Source organism: Butyrivibrio hungatei NK4A153, from assembly GCF_000424465.1.
Taxonomy (GTDB): Bacteria; Bacillota; Clostridia; order Lachnospirales; family Lachnospiraceae; genus Butyrivibrio; species Butyrivibrio hungatei_A.
Window position 1 is genome coordinate 1 of the sequence record NZ_KE384194.1, and the last position, 14,824, is coordinate 14,824.

Sequence of the window (14,824 nt, forward strand, 5' to 3'; positions counted from 1 at the left end):
ATCTTCTTCAAGACAGGCACGGGCAAAATCAATCACTTCCTGAGTAACCACCTCAGAGTCCCGATGATATGGTTTCCGTTCATCAGGATGCGTATCGCCTCTGCAATACTTTTTAACGGTCTGCCGGGATATACCCAGCTTTCTGGCAATGGACCGTATGGATTCGCCGTCGTTATAGCGGCTGCGGATTTGGTAGTAGAGATCCATTTCGACTATCATCACCTTTCTCCCTTCATGATTTTTTCATACACTAAAAATCATAAAGGACTTAACTCAAGGTGGTAAACTTTTTCACTAGCGATATGGATGAAACTGGTCAACTTTTATAATAGCGTTTACACTACATAAAATCTTAAGAAATTTCGACGGTATTTCTTAAGATTTATCTGCTATCATAGAACAAGTCGGCGGTCTTTCAATGACAATTCTATGTCGACGCTATGGCGATTCGCCAAATCTATAAAAGTTCTATAAGTGAGGTATCAAATGAAAAGTAACCAAACAAATCTTTCAAAATTTTTTCCAATGATCAAGACCAAAGAGCAGATACTTGAAGAAATCAATGCAAATGATACGCTTCGTGCAATCTTCAACAATTGGCCGGAAAAACATCAAAATGAGTTTCTGTCAATCTGCACAGGTTCCAAAGGCGTAAAAATGCTTTATGATTGCTACTTCAAAGAGATTCTCAATCCCGAGTATGCTCCTGAGCGTCTGTCCTCGCTTCTAAGCACAATACTTGGAAGAAAAGTCACAGTGAAATATCAGCTGACTAACGACAACACCCGCATCGGAGATGAATCATCCCTTGTAATAACAGACATCGTAGTAGAGCTCGAAGACGGAACTCTCGCAAACATCGAAGTGCAAAAACTTGGCTATGCCTTCACAGGAGAAAGAGCTTCATGCTACTCCGCAGATCTTCTGCTGCGTCAATACAAGCGCATCAGGGATCTACGTAAAAAAGAATTCTCATATAAGGATATCGCTCCTGTATACACCATCGTATTTCTTGAAAACTCTCCTTCTGCATTCAAAGAATACAAAGATGTTTTTGTTCACAAATTTTCTACTGTATCGGATACAGGCCTAAAGATGAATATGCTCCAAAACTTTATATTTATTCCCGTTGATATTTTCCTTGAAAATCTACATAATAATGGTATTAGAAGTGATATGGATGCGTGGCTGACTTTCCTTGGCTGTGACGAACCTAAATATATCTCAAAACTGTTAGAAACACATCCCGATTTCAAGTCTATGTACCATGACCTTTATGGCATATGCCGGAACACAGAAAGGATGATGACTATGTTTTTTTCTGAAGAACTGAAGATTCTGGATGATAATACAGTTAAATATATGATAGATCAACTTGAAGAAGAGGTTAAAGAGCAGAAAGCTAAGCTTTCTGAAAAGGATGCCACTATTGCTAACAAGGACTCAGAAATCGCTCAACTACGAGCCGAGCTTGAGAAATACAAAAACAGGAATACGTGAGTTACATCAGGGCTGAATTGATTTTTCAATTTAGCCCCTTATTTTATCATTTTTACTCCCGTCTATTCGTACATCACCCAATCACATCCCTTATATCCGTCATCCTCCCAAAAAACGGATCTTCCACCTTGAGCTTCAAAAAATCTTCATCCTCAATCTGAACTTTATTTACAAGAGCCAGAATTTTCTCATCAAGCGTCTTATTTTCTATTCTTGCAGCCTCAGGCACAAGTTCAATATACTTCTCAAAATACTCAATTATTCCCTTCTGTGCTTTCTCAAAGACCTCTATATCTGTCTTGCTTCTGGTCTCCTTAGCAAATACAGGTTCACCGCTTTCATCAAATTCCTCAAGCTGCGGAAACGGCGCCGTAAGAATAGTTTCCAGAATATAATAATTGTCGAATATTGCACTGCTGTTTTTCTCTTCATCAGAATAAAAAGGTTCTATATCCAAATCTTTACCCGCCATAAATTCAGGCTCCAGCTGCAAAAAGTAAAAGCCCTTGATATGCTGAGCGAACAACTTCTGAAGATACATCTGAGTAGTGCCCTTTGCAACAAAATCAAACATTCCGCTCGCACCCTCGTCTATATCCAGCTTTTCAATATATTTTTTGTAATTCTCGCGCTGTATCTTGGACTTTCTGAGTATCTCTTCTTCACGTTCAGCACACGAAACATTCGCAGCATCTATACCAAATCGTCTCTTTAACGCTTCATCCGCGGATCCGGAATACTTCATGCTGTCCACATATTCTATATCTTCCGGATTCTCCATCCCCGCGCGGATTGCAGCAGTTCTGGACGAAAGAAAATAAAAAGACTTAGCACTCGTCGCAACCTTCTCATAAAGCTTTACCGGCAGATATCCGTCTCTGGCACAGAACAAAAGCTGCTTATAGCCCTGTTCCTCAGCGCTTCGCTTCATCCACAAAACAAAATCAGTGATCATCGGCGCACAGAAGGAATATCCTATCCCGAACGAATCCTTTACAGATACTTTTTGCGAAGCTTCTTCAAACCAAAACTGACTATTAAAAACCGATGCGATCAGCATTCCGACTTTAACTCTGTCAGAATAGCTCTTTATCTCATTATCCAAACCAAAGCCGCCCAAATGATCATACAGATCAGCACCATTATATATACGCAGAGTATCTATTCCATACTCTGAAGCCTTTTCGATATCCGTCGTTTCATCATCACCGATATGCAAGATTTTCTTCCCCGGATATCTTTCTTTGAGAAAAGAATACAGCCCCTGCGTCTTCGACACTCCATACTCGCAGGAAGCAAAAACCTCACTAACATCGCTCAGTCCAAATCGGCCAATAATACTCTCTATCTGCTCTTTTGAATAGTAAGTATCCGAGGTAATGCAAACTGTCTTCCCTGCAGAAATCGCACTTCTGCAAATCCCGCATACATCTTTTCTCTCAATGATTGTTTTTTGATCCAACATCCACTCAAAATCCGCCAATTCACCCGCGGATACAGAATGTACGCCTGCTGCCTCAAGAAGAAATCCGTATATCTCTTCCAATCTCGGCGCACGACTTTTTGACAGCTCCTTTTCGGCATGCAGACGGAGCCTTGCAAAATCAGGAATGATAATGCCCTTTTCCTTAAGATTCAGATCTATCAATTCAAAAAGATCCGTGTAGCACATCTCGATTCTTGCAATCAGAGTTTCAAAAAAGTCAAAGCTAATCACGTCTGATTTCTCTATCTTTTCCATCACGCTCTGTCTGCTATATTCTTCGAGTTCGGAAAAAGTATATGACACTTCGTTTGACGCAAGAAGATCCTTACCCCGAACATCAAAAAGAGCTATATTATTTTCAATGCAGAATGTTCCTACCCTCTTGGCAATCGCCTTGCACGATCCGGGGCGAGCCACAACAATTATAAGTGATACTCCACTTTCTACTGCTTCTGAGATTGGGATTATGGGATAGCCGTAGATTTCACCATCTTCTCTGAAGCCATCAAGGAGGCCGACTATGCAAAGAGAATCTCCATACTCAGAAAGGAAACGCTCTGTTTCTGTACCAAGACCATAAAGAGCTATTTTTTTATTTTTATATTTCTCAATAATATCAGCCATATTCCCTCATACTATTTCTCAAAAGAACATTTATCCGGAAATAATTTTTCTAATGCTGTATTTATTTCTTTTTTCATAATCACAAATTCTTCAGATGTACAGTTTTCATTAAAACTTATCATCTGATAAGCTCTGTCATTAATTGCTTTAATAACATCTCTATATGTGTCAAATGTAGGAAAAAAGACTTTTCCTTGCGTTCTGCGAGGTATAAAATCCCCACTACAAATTTGCCAATATCGTATTAGATATTGCGTAACATCTGCCGCTCCACGAAATCTATCTTTCGAACCTTCATCCAAAACTTGTGATTCTAATTCCCACAATTTTGCAAGCGTAGATTTCTTCAAAGCATTTGCCATGTGTGGATCGTAAAATCCGGGGAAATCATACCAATATTCGCAAGCTCTGGTTCTTTCAAGCCTGTCACCATAATCTTCGCAAAACCATTTATCTTTATACTTTTCTTGTACTTCACGTTTCCTAAAATACTTATTTATGATAAACATATTATTCACTTGAGCATATCTTGTTGCTCTTGAAACTGCACCAAAAGCTGTCGTTGTGATTATATTTTCGACTGCCTCATCACATACCACGTCATTCTTGAAATAGTATTCTTCATCAATTAATTCAAGTGGAAATACATCATCACTAAATAATATAAAATTCTCCGAAAGCTCTTCTATCCTATGAACATTCATTTCAATTGTATTCGAATTGAAAGTCGGAAGGTATTCTTCCGGAATATAATCTCTATGATTGATAAGCCTAAGCCTCGGATTGTCAGTTTTCAAAAAATCAGGAACCTGTCCACAAGTAATCAGGAAAATCCGATTAAACCATGGCATACATTTCTCTATCGAACGAAACCATAGATGTAGATTATCCCAACTTTGAAAACGCATATTAGATGCTTCAAAATTACAAGAATGATCATATTCGCTTTTTTTCTTTTGCCAAACGGGATCTTTTTCATCTACCCATGGAATGACTATATCTATCGGACTGTTCATCATTAAAAGCTCCTAGCAAAATGCATCATCAAACTATATTATCGGGCAAAACTCTTCAAGATTAACACTTCTAACTTGCGGATATTTTTGATTCAGCATTTTATAAACCACTGAATTACCTGCCACTATTAAATCACCTTGATCTATTGCCGCTTCATTATCCAATACAACAATTTCTTTCGCTTTATTTTTTAAAGCTTCTTTCGCTTTTTCAATATCTCTATCCGTAACTCCAAATACTCTTATTTTGTGCTCGGAACAAAAATCAATAAATGCATTTCCTCTCTTGCCACACCCCCACAAAACAAGTCTTTCTCCTTGAGAAATTTCTTCAACAAGTTCTTTTCTTTTTTCACTTAATTGAATTTTCAGAATCCCATCCGTTCCCCACCAATCTGATTCAAATGGCAAAGAAAGATATTTGTCTTTCAAATACGTCTGCATTTTACTGCAATCGCTGAACAATTCTTGGTTAATCCCAATAAAAGAAACTACATCCGAATAAAACTTTTTTCTTACATGAGCTTCATTTGTTCTACGCAATTCATCCAAGCTTCCACGTAGCACTAATTCTATTATTTTCCTATTGATATTCGCATCTCTTTCATCAATGTCTGCCATCAACTTCTCAACAACTCTCAATATATTCTGAGGCTTCGCATGCTTACTTATCTGTCCATTTCTATCCTGTCTATACAAAATAAGTCCGTATGTATTGGGATAAATAATCCTTTTAGATGCACATAAAACTCTGCAACTAAAATATACATCGTTTGATGAAGAGAGATTTTGAAACCAAATATTATTATCTGTCAAAAGCTTTCTTTTAATCAGCTTATTCCATGCAACTTTTCTGCATTTAAAAAAAGCATCATCTCCAAGAGAAAAAAAACAAAAAGCGCCATTAGGAATTCCTACCGGTTGATCCCATGGCTCTATTCCTTTTCCAGTCAAAAATGATGCATTACAAACACAAACATCTGCTTCGCCCAAAACAGCATTCTCATATGCAATCTTCAATAGGTTCATGTCAAATCTGTCATCTGAGTCCAAAAAAATAACATATTCGCCGGATGCACTTCTAAGTCCTCTGTTCCTTGCTTCCGCCGCCCCTTTATTTTCCTGTTTAAGCACAATAACTCTATCATCTAAAGAAGCATACTTTTCCAATACTTGCATAGAATTATCCGTAGATCCATCATCAACACATATCAGTTCAAAATCCTCATATGTCTGATTCAGGATATCTTGTATTGCCTCTTCAAGATAGTCTGCTGTATTAAAAACAGGCATTATTACAGAAACCATACTCCCCCTCAATCCTTCATCATGTCTTATTATTCAAAGCATCTTTCAATATATAATCCAATGATAATATGTCACATGAAATTTTATCGGATAACGCCATTTTAATTTCGTCAAAATAGCTTACTGCAGTAACAATTATAGCATCTACATTTTCCAATTTTTCATTTGGTTTATATATCTCCAATGCCGCATAAGTATTATCTGCATCCCTATCTATTGCATACTTAACTTCAATTTTACTCATTTTTAGTTCATCTAATAATGCTATCCCCAACTCCTTCATTCCATAGATTGCAACTGTTACATACCCTCTTCCGAGCAAATATGATTCCAAACTTTTACCAGATTGATATAATTTTAACCAATCAAGAAGTAAATAATAAAAATCCTGCATCTTATTATTTTTATACTTTGCTCTTTTCCAAGACTTATATAAACCTATCATTTTACTCGCTTTCTATAATGCTATTCCAAATTTTCATCAATCTATCCGTACTGTAATACAGGGCTCTTTCAAATGATTTCTTTCTGTAATGAAAATATAAAGAATCATCCTCTAATATCCCAAGCATTGCTTTTCCAAGTTCTTCTTCATGTTCATCAAGTAAAATTCTTCTACTAGCTTTTCCTACCATATACGGAACAACTATCCCATATTCACAATATTGAATTGTAGCACTTTCCTTCTTTCGACCAACAATTTCCCTACATCCTCCTGGAGAATCTGTAGTTATAACAGGTACACCGTAAGCCATTGCTTCGACCATTGCATTAGGAAAACCTTCTACATATGAAGATGCAACAAACGCTCTTGCATTTGAAAGATAATATCCAACATGATTTGATGCTCCTATAAAAATAACTTTCTGATCCACTCCCATCTTACGAGCAACAAATTCAAGATACCCTCTTATTTCTCCGTCGCCAACAAAAAGAAGTCTTGCATCATCACTTCTCTCAGCAACATACTTAAATGCTTTAATAACCCTATCAAATTGCTTGACCGGCGTATGTCTGCCTACACAGACAATAGCTTTCTGTCCATACTCCCACTCATCTATATCAGTAGCATTCCTTATCACAGCAGGATTAGGGATGACCTTTATTTTCCTTTCTAATACATCATAATTAGATATAAGATCAGATTTAGTTGCTTCACATACAGAAACAACCATATATGCCTTATTATAAAAGTGTCGAATTACCTTTTTTTCAAATTCAAATCCTTTCAGCTCTTTTCTAATCGAAAGAACCGTTCTGCAGCTTACAATAACTTTCTCATTATACCTAGACATAACATTAAGAAGATTGCATAATTCCATAAAAGAAATGCAAACATCAATCTTATGCTTTGATTTTTCTTTTCTTATTCGAATTGCCTGCCTAAAATACTGCAAATAAGGAACAAAATCATCACTTCCAAATTTATCTATCCTTATCTTTACTACTTCCGCCTTAGGCTCAAAAAAATCTTTATGCCGCGTAACTATCTCAAAGAATATAACCCGATGCCCTTCATTCATCAGATTTTCTCCCAGCAATAATGCAGCTCTTTGTGCCCCGCCAAGGCCAAATGTTTCACTCATGATTGCAATATTCATAATGAACCATCCATATCAACAATATCCCATCTTATTCAAAAACAGCATCTTGTCTGCTGCTACAATCACAACATCATCAAAACCGAGTTTTAACGCTTTACTATACATTTCTTTTTGAGATTTTTTGTCAGAAACCATAATAATAATCGTTGCTTCTGGAATATTCTCGGCATACCAATCAATAGATCTAAGTTGTAATCCGTAGATTTTCTCATCATTATTACAAATAGTTTGAGCCAGTCCCTTCAAATTTGAAATAGTTGCTCTTTCATCAAGAATTTTTATAGCTATCTCAGCCGCTTTACCTGCCCCATATATAACAACTTCACTTGCATTCCGACATGTATCACAAATAAATCGAATCTCATTTTGTGCATCCTCTATCTTTAAATCAACGCGTTCTGGTGTCCACTCCTCACCATATACCTTTCCAAGCCAAGCCTTTTCAATCTCGTATATACTATAAATTATTTCCCATATCTTAGTATCTATATTTTCGCTATATGGATATGCCCGATACCTTGATAAAAACTCTTCAGGTTCACGCCAAAGATATTTTTCAAACAATTTCCGATAATTGTTTTCATATGCGTATTGAACACACTCTTTTAACGCAGAAAACATTTCTTCAATCGTTTTCTCTGGAAAATAACTCTTTCCCTTTTTAATAACTCTTAGTTCATAAACACTCTTAGGTATAGCATAAAATCTCTGAGCACATGTCATTGCCTTTAATATAAATATTTGATCCTGAAATCTTCTTGAGTCAGCATATCTTATCCCATTATCTTTAATCAATGATGTTTTATAGATAAACCTTTGATGTCCGTACATTAATTGAACATCCTTATAATACAAAAAACCTCTTGTTGTAAATGGTTCTATATTAAAAAGAACTTTTTTTCCATTATAGACGTCTACTCTATTTCCACCAGCAATATCTGCATTATTTTCTATAGCCGCTTCATACAACATCCTTAAACAATTATCAGTAGGATAATAATCATCTGGATCCATCATTGCCAAATATTCACCGCAAGCTTTTTCAATTGCAACATTTCTTGCAGTGCCAGAGCCTTTATTACTTTGGCAAATAACTATTACTCGATTATCCTTTTGAGAATACTCTCTTAAAATAGATAAAGAGTTATCTGTGGATCCATCATCTACACAAATAATCTCAATATCCGACAAATTTTGGCTTAATACACTCTCCAAGCATTCCGCCAAATACTTCTCCATATTATAAATCGGAATAATAACACTAATACTAGGCATATCGACTATCCTTCATCCAATTTACTAAACGCTAACAACTCCCAAAATATCTATGCATCGTTACTATCTATGGCTCCATTTGCAATTATGACATATTGCAAACATATTCCTGTCTCCCTTTAGTAACTGTTTTTGAAAATCTTTTACCCTTTTACTATTCAGGCACTCTTTCAAAGACAGTTCACTAAGGTTTCCAAATCCATAACTATGTTTATAATCCAAACAACATGCTGCCAAATCTCCATTGCATGCTATCGCAACTTGAGTTAAAAAATTATGACAAACTCTCTCTTCTAATATTGCATTGCATTTTGATTTATAGCCATCCAGTCTATCATCCAAAGCTCCATAAATTATTTTGTAAGGGATATTAACATCTAACCCAAGTAAACGCTCATATTCTTCATCCCCGTAAGCAGTTACTTGTAAAAAGCCGACACCAATTTCACATAATTCATCAACCATTGTTTGATTTAAATAAAAGCCATTACTGTATACCTTGGGGCAAGAGGTGGGAAGTTTATACTTTACATACTTTATAAGCATAAACAACCTAGGATCCATGGTAGGCTCATTATACATATGAAATGCTATAGTTCCTTGAAACCCACTTTCTGCAAGTTCGTCTATTATTTTATAAAATAGTTGTGAAGACATTATCACTTTTTCTTTTACTTTACTAGCAGGGCACTTTGTATGAATCAATGCATAGTTGCACAAATTCGAAAGCTCTATAGCTACTTCTGTAATATTGTGAAACAAATCATCATCCTTAAGGAAACACTCTGCTTTCGTTTTAACCCTCTCTCTTTTATTCTTTATAAATGTTTTAGCCTTATCATTTTCATACCCGCTCGCATTCATCATTATATTTCCTCTCCCATGAATCACCATCTCAGCACAGTTTCATTCTAAATCAATCCAACTGCTATAGTTCAATATTAAAAATCATATGCAAAAGATATCCCTTGGTTCAATATCACTTAATGCATACAGTTTCTCAGTCATATTAGCGTTGATAAAAACTGCTACTAAACGCGCACGCCCATTTTCTTCTATTATCTTATGCGTAAAAACAGGAGGTACGCTGAACCACCCCAAAAACTTTTTTATATCAATCGGATCCTGTACATGTTCAAGGCAATATCCTTTTTCCCACATAAATGGAACTGATATCACTGCAATATCGCCAAGTTCTAAAAGCCTGTCAGCAAAAACATGTACTTTTTCATCACTGATATGTTCCAGTACTTGAAAACAAGTAATAATATTATATTGGGGCAATGGATATGACAAAAAATCTCCCACTATGCCTTTTACCTTCTCACTTGAAAACGGATTGGCAATATCTATACTTGTCATCTCTCTACATGGTAAAAAAGAAATAACATCAACTCCATTAGATCCTACATCACAAATTGAATCTGTTTCTCTCGCCAACATTGAAAGTAAAAACCTTATATATTTGTAATACTTATGGTTTTTTCTTCTTTGATAATACTCATTTTCATTATTATTGTTCATTAGTCCCCCTTTATAATCTGATATGTTCTAAATATTTTTCTAATGTTAATAATCTATTTTCCTCAATAATTTGTCCATCATTAACCACTATATTCACGACTTTATCGCAGTAATACGAAATCTCCTCACCAATCTTATGTGAAATATCGAACATATCAATTACTCCATCTATACATTGATCTTTTCTAATCCACAAAATCTTTTCGTCTATCCTAACAGCACTTACAAACTCATCATTCACTATATCATCTCTTAATTCTTCACATTTTGTTGTAGTCTTGTCTACTATTAAAGATTTCTTTGAGTCTCTCTTTAACAGCAACAAATAATCATTGCAATCAATTATACATTGAAAAGCCCTAGTATTATCAGTGCTTATAGCAATAGTCTTAATATACTCATAACTATATCTATCAAAAACAAATATCAATGTTCCTAAAAGAGAAAGGCAATAAATATAGTGTTCATCGAAACATACATCTCTCATTCCGCCATCATACCCTTGAACCTTCAGGTAAACACATGTATCTGCCACAGGATTAAAAATAACTAATCTGCTTTCATTCCCATCGACTAAGAGCACACTATTATCATCAAATCTATATACCGCCATAATACATTTTGGCAATTTAGACTTATTAACCAGCCTGAATTCATTATTTGCTATATCATATAAAATCACATTTTCATTTCTTTTCAATGGGAAAATATATAGATTTCCATCGATATACACTGAATTACGCCTTAACCTATTGCATCTTTTTTCTTTCGATGAAGTCATTTTAAAATCAGCCTTACATATATCAAATATAACCATACCACTAAAATATTCAGACCAAAAAAGAATTTTATCATTGATAGTAATACCATATGAATCCACTCTATTCCGAAGCGCTTTTGGAACCTTTATGATATATACAACTCTTTTTTGTTCAACATCCATCCCAATCAATATATTATACTTAGATTCAATAAACCATATAATTTTCTTGCCATTAAACTCTTTGCTTAATTCCATATTCACCTGCTCTCCTCGCCAAATCCCACAACTAAATTATAGTATATTTTTTATCGGTTCTATAGCATAATTTTAGGGAATATAGGCTTAAGCTATATTCCCTAAAAATTAATCAGATATGTAAATAATACTTATGAAGCAGGCGTTACAGTTACTTTCACTGTCGTGTTTGCTGAATCATTAAACTTAACAGTATACTCACGGGCAGCTGTAAGTGCATCTACATGTGTTGCCTTGAATGTTAAAGTTCCAGATGCAAATGTATAATTAGCTGCATCAAGCGTCCTTGTCTCGCCATTCTTTACAAATGTTATTCCCGAAATACTTGTTGCTGCTAAAGTACCAGCACCAAGATTAACTGCAAATGTCACATCCTGACCAGCAGCTGCCTGGGTAGCAGCAGTTGAAGAAATGCTAGGTGCTGCATCTGTAGGTGCTTCTGCATATGACCATGTTACATTAACAGTAGGAGCTGTAGCATCAGCTGCAATTGGAAGATTACTTACTGCGCCTTCCATGCTAATATCAATGGTCTTCCAGCCGGTTGCATCAGATTTTGCTGCATAAGCATACGCACCATTATCAACCTTCGTTTCAAAATTACCAGGAATACCTGCTATATTCGCTGTAATAGTCTGTTCTGTAGCTGAAACTACTGTTGTCTCATCTCCAACTTTAAGTCCAAGATAAAGATTAGGATCGCCTGTTGTTGCAACTGTACTACTTTCAGCAAGTGCAATGTCTTTTCCACCGGCTGATGCTGTTGTTTTTACCTTAACTGAAAGTGTTACATCACAGCTACTTTTATTAGTTACTGTAAGTGTATTGCTTTTATTAGCATAAGTATTGGCAGCAGTGAGGAAATATACGCCTGTATCTCCCTCTGCAGCAGGGAACGTTGCACCTGAATGTTTTGCACCACTAGTCGCACTAATAAGTCTTTCAGGATCCATTGTGTAACTAAACGGAGTTGCTCCTTCTGCTATTGTAGGAAGATCAACATTTATAACTTTCTTTTCCAAATGTCCTTCTGATGTACCTGCACCATCAGTATTACCACTAGTTACCGGACCATCCGCAAATGCAGAAATGCTACTTCCAAATACCATTGTTACTGCAAGAGCAGCTGCTAAAATTTTCTTTGTGTTCAACATAACTCGTACCTCCTTGATATCTTTCTGGTTATGCTTATTACTTTTACCGCATCTTCCTGACACGATATGTTACCATGATCATTGTTCTATGATTATCGTAAAGGCTACTCTCAACGTACTTACAGTGTTCTGATTTTCGTCGATAAGGTGATAAACCATAACGCAATCATATGTACCTGCATCTAATTTTTTTTCTAAGGATATATCAGTCATCTCCGATCCTCTCGGTATTACCGGAGATTGCAGAATGGGCTCATTTTCGTCGCTTGCAAGAAATACATCAAAGAATACATCATTGGTATTCCCCGCATCGTTTTTTACATAAGCATCTTCCGATACAGCATCTCCTGTCGCAAAATGCCATGTCGTGCTCATCTGCGTGCTATAATATCCGGGCGCAACATACTGCTCATTAATAAGCTGTTCTGCGACCTGTTCAGCGTTATTACTGTTTACCACAACATTACGCTTCACTTCATCTCTTACTGCGCCGTTCCCCTTGACCAGGAGAATTATTACAGTCACCAGCAATGCGACTATCACCACGCCGCCACTGATGAATGCTACCTTCGTTCCTTTACCCATAATCTTTTCTTCTTTTGCCACCTTAGTAGCCCTCCGAATGTAATATTTACATTTCTGCTTTGCCACATTTACATCATACGTAGGGAGGCTCTCTTCCCCACGATTTGAGATGTATAATCTCAATACTCTTCTGCGAGTCTATTTCTGCCACCACCCGCACTTTCTGACTTCTTAACAGTCTGAATCTTATGAACCTATATAGTTCACGTTGACAAGTTGCTAATCAAGCCATCACCATCAAGTCATGGATTCCTATTTCATAATCCGGGGCCATAAAAGAACTTTTTGTCCTTACTTTTTTCGTCATATAAAGTATTCTGATTATACAAAACTAAACGTCTAAGCGTCAATAAATGCTCAGAATACTACTTTTTTTGTAACATCCTCCATGTCGCATCTCATTCTTCGCACCAGTAAAGGATTTACTAATTTACATATCGGAAAAAGTGATGGAGATATTTATATGATTGCGTATGAATTTATAGTTTTTTAATTATTTGGTTGAAAAGTACGATTCCATCATAATCACAAACTTGTTTGTACATCTTGAACATATATGTTTTTAAGATTACAATATACATAGTTATAAATAAGGAGTATTAACGTGATTAACATTGATTGTGAATACAAAATAAAAGAAGACATATCATTTATTATTGAGACAGAAAAAATCAATAAGATTGAATTATCAAAAAGAACGGGCATTTCCCGAGTAACGCTTGACGGAATCGTTAAGAATGGTACTACCACAGATAGTGTCTGCGAAAAATTCTATTCATATGTATTCAATAATAATTACAGAATAAACACTGTAAAAGAGGAATTGCTAAAAGAAAAATATGATAAAGTTCTTTTTCACGGATCCAAAAAAGGATTATCTAAAATCCTTGTAACCGGATCCAGAAACAATTGTGATTTTGGAAACGGATTCTATTTAGGAGAAACCTATAATCAAGCTTTGTCATTCGTTTTTGAAAATGATAAGTCCTCTGTATATTCATTTAGATGTTCCCTTGATGGACTAGATATTTGCAAATTTGATTGTTCTATGGAATGGATGCTCGCCATTTGCTATCATCGCGGAACACTTGGTCCTTATTCGAATAGCGAAAAGATAAAGCATATCGTAGATAAAATAAATACTGCTGACGTAATTATTGCTCCAATCGCTGATAATAAGATGTTCTACGTTATGGCACAGTTTACTGATGGTGAAATAAACGCTGATGTTGCTCTTCATTCATTATCAGCGTCAAAGCTTGGATTTCAGTATATTTTCAAAACTGAAAAAGCCTTAAACAAGCTGATTCCGATAGAAAAATATTACCTTTGCGCACCTGAACGCGACGAATGTAAAAAACAATTGATTGAACGCAGCTTTGAAATTGACACAAAATTAAAACTTGCAAAAAGAGAATTTAAAACCGGCTCATACATAGAGGAGATTTTTGATGAGAAACTTTGACCATAATGGCTTGCTACTTGCAGAATACCAGGGAAAGCTTTTTGAAAAATCAAGTGATTTAAATTGTTCCACCGGGATTTTTATAAGAAGATTTTTACATTCCGAATTGTTGAATAAGTTAGATTCCAATAATCCCGCATTACTGTCATTGGATGTAAACGAAGGAATTGCAAGTATTATTGAGCAATTTGGTGATACTGATTATGGGAAAATAAAATATTCAAAAAGTGCATTATTCTGGATTGGGTATATGTATCGATATATA

The 14,824-nt window shown here is 35.7% G+C and carries 14 protein-coding genes and 1 pseudogene; 3 read left to right on the forward strand and 12 right to left on the reverse strand.

All coding sequences use genetic code 11. The features are described from left to right. Window positions 1–219, reverse strand: a 219-nt coding sequence (locus G628_RS17175; RefSeq protein ID WP_034500859.1) for a helix-turn-helix domain-containing protein, incomplete at its 3' end; no start/stop codon positions are given. A gap of 267 nt (window positions 220–486) precedes the next feature. Here G628_RS17175 and G628_RS0110770 point away from each other — a divergent pair. Continuing rightward, window positions 487–1,500 (forward strand): PD-(D/E)XK nuclease family transposase, encoded by a 1,014-nt coding sequence (locus G628_RS0110770; protein WP_027209130.1) that lies wholly within the window; start codon window positions 487–489, stop codon window positions 1,498–1,500. A 73-nt stretch (window positions 1,501–1,573) separates the two neighbouring features. Here G628_RS0110770 and G628_RS0110775 read toward each other — a convergent pair whose 3' ends face one another. The 11 genes from G628_RS0110775 to G628_RS0110825 all read right to left on the reverse strand — a co-directional run bounded on the left by G628_RS0110775 (window position 1,574) and on the right by G628_RS0110825 (window position 13,115). Beyond that, window positions 1,574–3,610, reverse strand: a complete 2,037-nt coding sequence (locus G628_RS0110775; protein ID WP_027209131.1) for a hypothetical protein — start codon at window positions 3,608–3,610, stop codon at window positions 1,574–1,576. An 11-nt stretch (window positions 3,611–3,621) separates the two neighbouring features. Then, complete coding sequence (locus G628_RS17180) at window positions 3,622–4,629, reverse strand: stealth family protein (protein ID WP_051199155.1); 1,008 nt, start codon at window positions 4,627–4,629, stop codon at window positions 3,622–3,624. A gap of 30 nt (window positions 4,630–4,659) precedes the next feature. After that, the gene (locus G628_RS18195; protein WP_051199156.1) at window positions 4,660–5,934 is read right to left on the reverse strand and encodes a glycosyltransferase family 2 protein; all 1,275 of its coding nucleotides are present in this window, start codon (window positions 5,932–5,934) and stop codon (window positions 4,660–4,662) included. A 19-nt stretch (window positions 5,935–5,953) separates the two neighbouring features. Next, window positions 5,954–6,379, reverse strand: coding sequence for a hypothetical protein (locus G628_RS17190; protein ID WP_051199157.1), 426 nt, complete (start codon window positions 6,377–6,379; stop codon window positions 5,954–5,956). A gap of 1 nt (window position 6,380) precedes the next feature. Further along, complete coding sequence (locus G628_RS0110795; RefSeq protein ID WP_027209132.1) at window positions 6,381–7,535, reverse strand: glycosyltransferase; 1,155 nt, start codon at window positions 7,533–7,535, stop codon at window positions 6,381–6,383. A gap of 15 nt (window positions 7,536–7,550) precedes the next feature. Then, window positions 7,551–8,813, reverse strand: coding sequence for a glycosyltransferase family 2 protein (locus G628_RS18200; protein ID WP_051199158.1), 1,263 nt, complete (start codon window positions 8,811–8,813; stop codon window positions 7,551–7,553). Window positions 8,814–8,876: 63 nt separating this feature from the next. Beyond that, entirely contained in the window at window positions 8,877–9,680 is an 804-nt protein-coding gene (locus tag G628_RS0110805; RefSeq protein WP_027209133.1) for a radical SAM/SPASM domain-containing protein, read from the reverse strand. Window positions 9,681–9,761: 81 nt separating this feature from the next. Then, window positions 9,762–10,337 (reverse strand): hypothetical protein, encoded by a 576-nt coding sequence (locus tag G628_RS17200; protein ID WP_051199159.1) that lies wholly within the window; start codon window positions 10,335–10,337, stop codon window positions 9,762–9,764. Window positions 10,338–10,347: 10 nt separating this feature from the next. Beyond that, window positions 10,348–11,355: a hypothetical protein gene (locus tag G628_RS0110815; RefSeq protein WP_027209134.1), complete on the reverse strand. Its 1,008-nt coding sequence runs from the start codon at window positions 11,353–11,355 to the stop codon at window positions 10,348–10,350. Window positions 11,356–11,486: 131 nt separating this feature from the next. Further along, complete coding sequence (locus G628_RS0110820; RefSeq protein WP_027209135.1) at window positions 11,487–12,509, reverse strand: hypothetical protein; 1,023 nt, start codon at window positions 12,507–12,509, stop codon at window positions 11,487–11,489. Window positions 12,510–12,587: 78 nt separating this feature from the next. Then, window positions 12,588–13,115, reverse strand: coding sequence for a hypothetical protein (locus G628_RS0110825; RefSeq protein ID WP_027209136.1), 528 nt, complete (start codon window positions 13,113–13,115; stop codon window positions 12,588–12,590). A 583-nt stretch (window positions 13,116–13,698) separates the two neighbouring features. On the opposite strand from G628_RS0110825, the gene G628_RS17205 reads away from it, so the two are divergent. Continuing rightward, window positions 13,699–14,559 (forward strand): DUF3990 domain-containing protein, encoded by an 861-nt coding sequence (locus G628_RS17205; RefSeq protein ID WP_051199160.1) that lies wholly within the window; start codon window positions 13,699–13,701, stop codon window positions 14,557–14,559. After that, window positions 14,546–14,824 (forward strand): annotated as a pseudogene (locus G628_RS18985) (hypothetical protein); the annotation flags it as partial. The gene G628_RS17205 and the pseudogene G628_RS18985, both read left to right, overlap by 14 nt.

Excerpts from the sequence above, each read along its gene's own strand:
- G628_RS0110770 (WP_027209130.1), top strand. The coding sequence starts at position 487 with ATGAAAAGTAACCAAACAAATCTTTCAAAATTTTTTCCAATGATCAAG.
- G628_RS0110775 (WP_027209131.1), bottom strand. The coding sequence starts at position 3,610 with ATGGCTGATATTATTGAGAAATATAAAAATAAAAAAATAGCTCTTTAT.
- G628_RS17180 (WP_051199155.1), bottom strand. The coding sequence starts at position 4,629 with ATGATGAACAGTCCGATAGATATAGTCATTCCATGGGTAGATGAAAAA.
- G628_RS18195 (WP_051199156.1), bottom strand. The coding sequence starts at position 5,934 with ATGGTTTCTGTAATAATGCCTGTTTTTAATACAGCAGACTATCTTGAA.
- G628_RS17190 (WP_051199157.1), bottom strand. The coding sequence starts at position 6,379 with ATGATAGGTTTATATAAGTCTTGGAAAAGAGCAAAGTATAAAAATAAT.
- G628_RS0110795 (WP_027209132.1), bottom strand. The coding sequence starts at position 7,535 with ATGAATATTGCAATCATGAGTGAAACATTTGGCCTTGGCGGGGCACAA.
- G628_RS18200 (WP_051199158.1), bottom strand. The coding sequence starts at position 8,813 with ATGCCTAGTATTAGTGTTATTATTCCGATTTATAATATGGAGAAGTAT.
- G628_RS0110805 (WP_027209133.1), bottom strand. The coding sequence starts at position 9,680 with ATGATGAATGCGAGCGGGTATGAAAATGATAAGGCTAAAACATTTATA.
- G628_RS17200 (WP_051199159.1), bottom strand. The coding sequence starts at position 10,337 with ATGAACAATAATAATGAAAATGAGTATTATCAAAGAAGAAAAAACCAT.
- G628_RS0110815 (WP_027209134.1), bottom strand. The coding sequence starts at position 11,355 with ATGGAATTAAGCAAAGAGTTTAATGGCAAGAAAATTATATGGTTTATT.
- G628_RS0110820 (WP_027209135.1), bottom strand. The coding sequence starts at position 12,509 with ATGTTGAACACAAAGAAAATTTTAGCAGCTGCTCTTGCAGTAACAATG.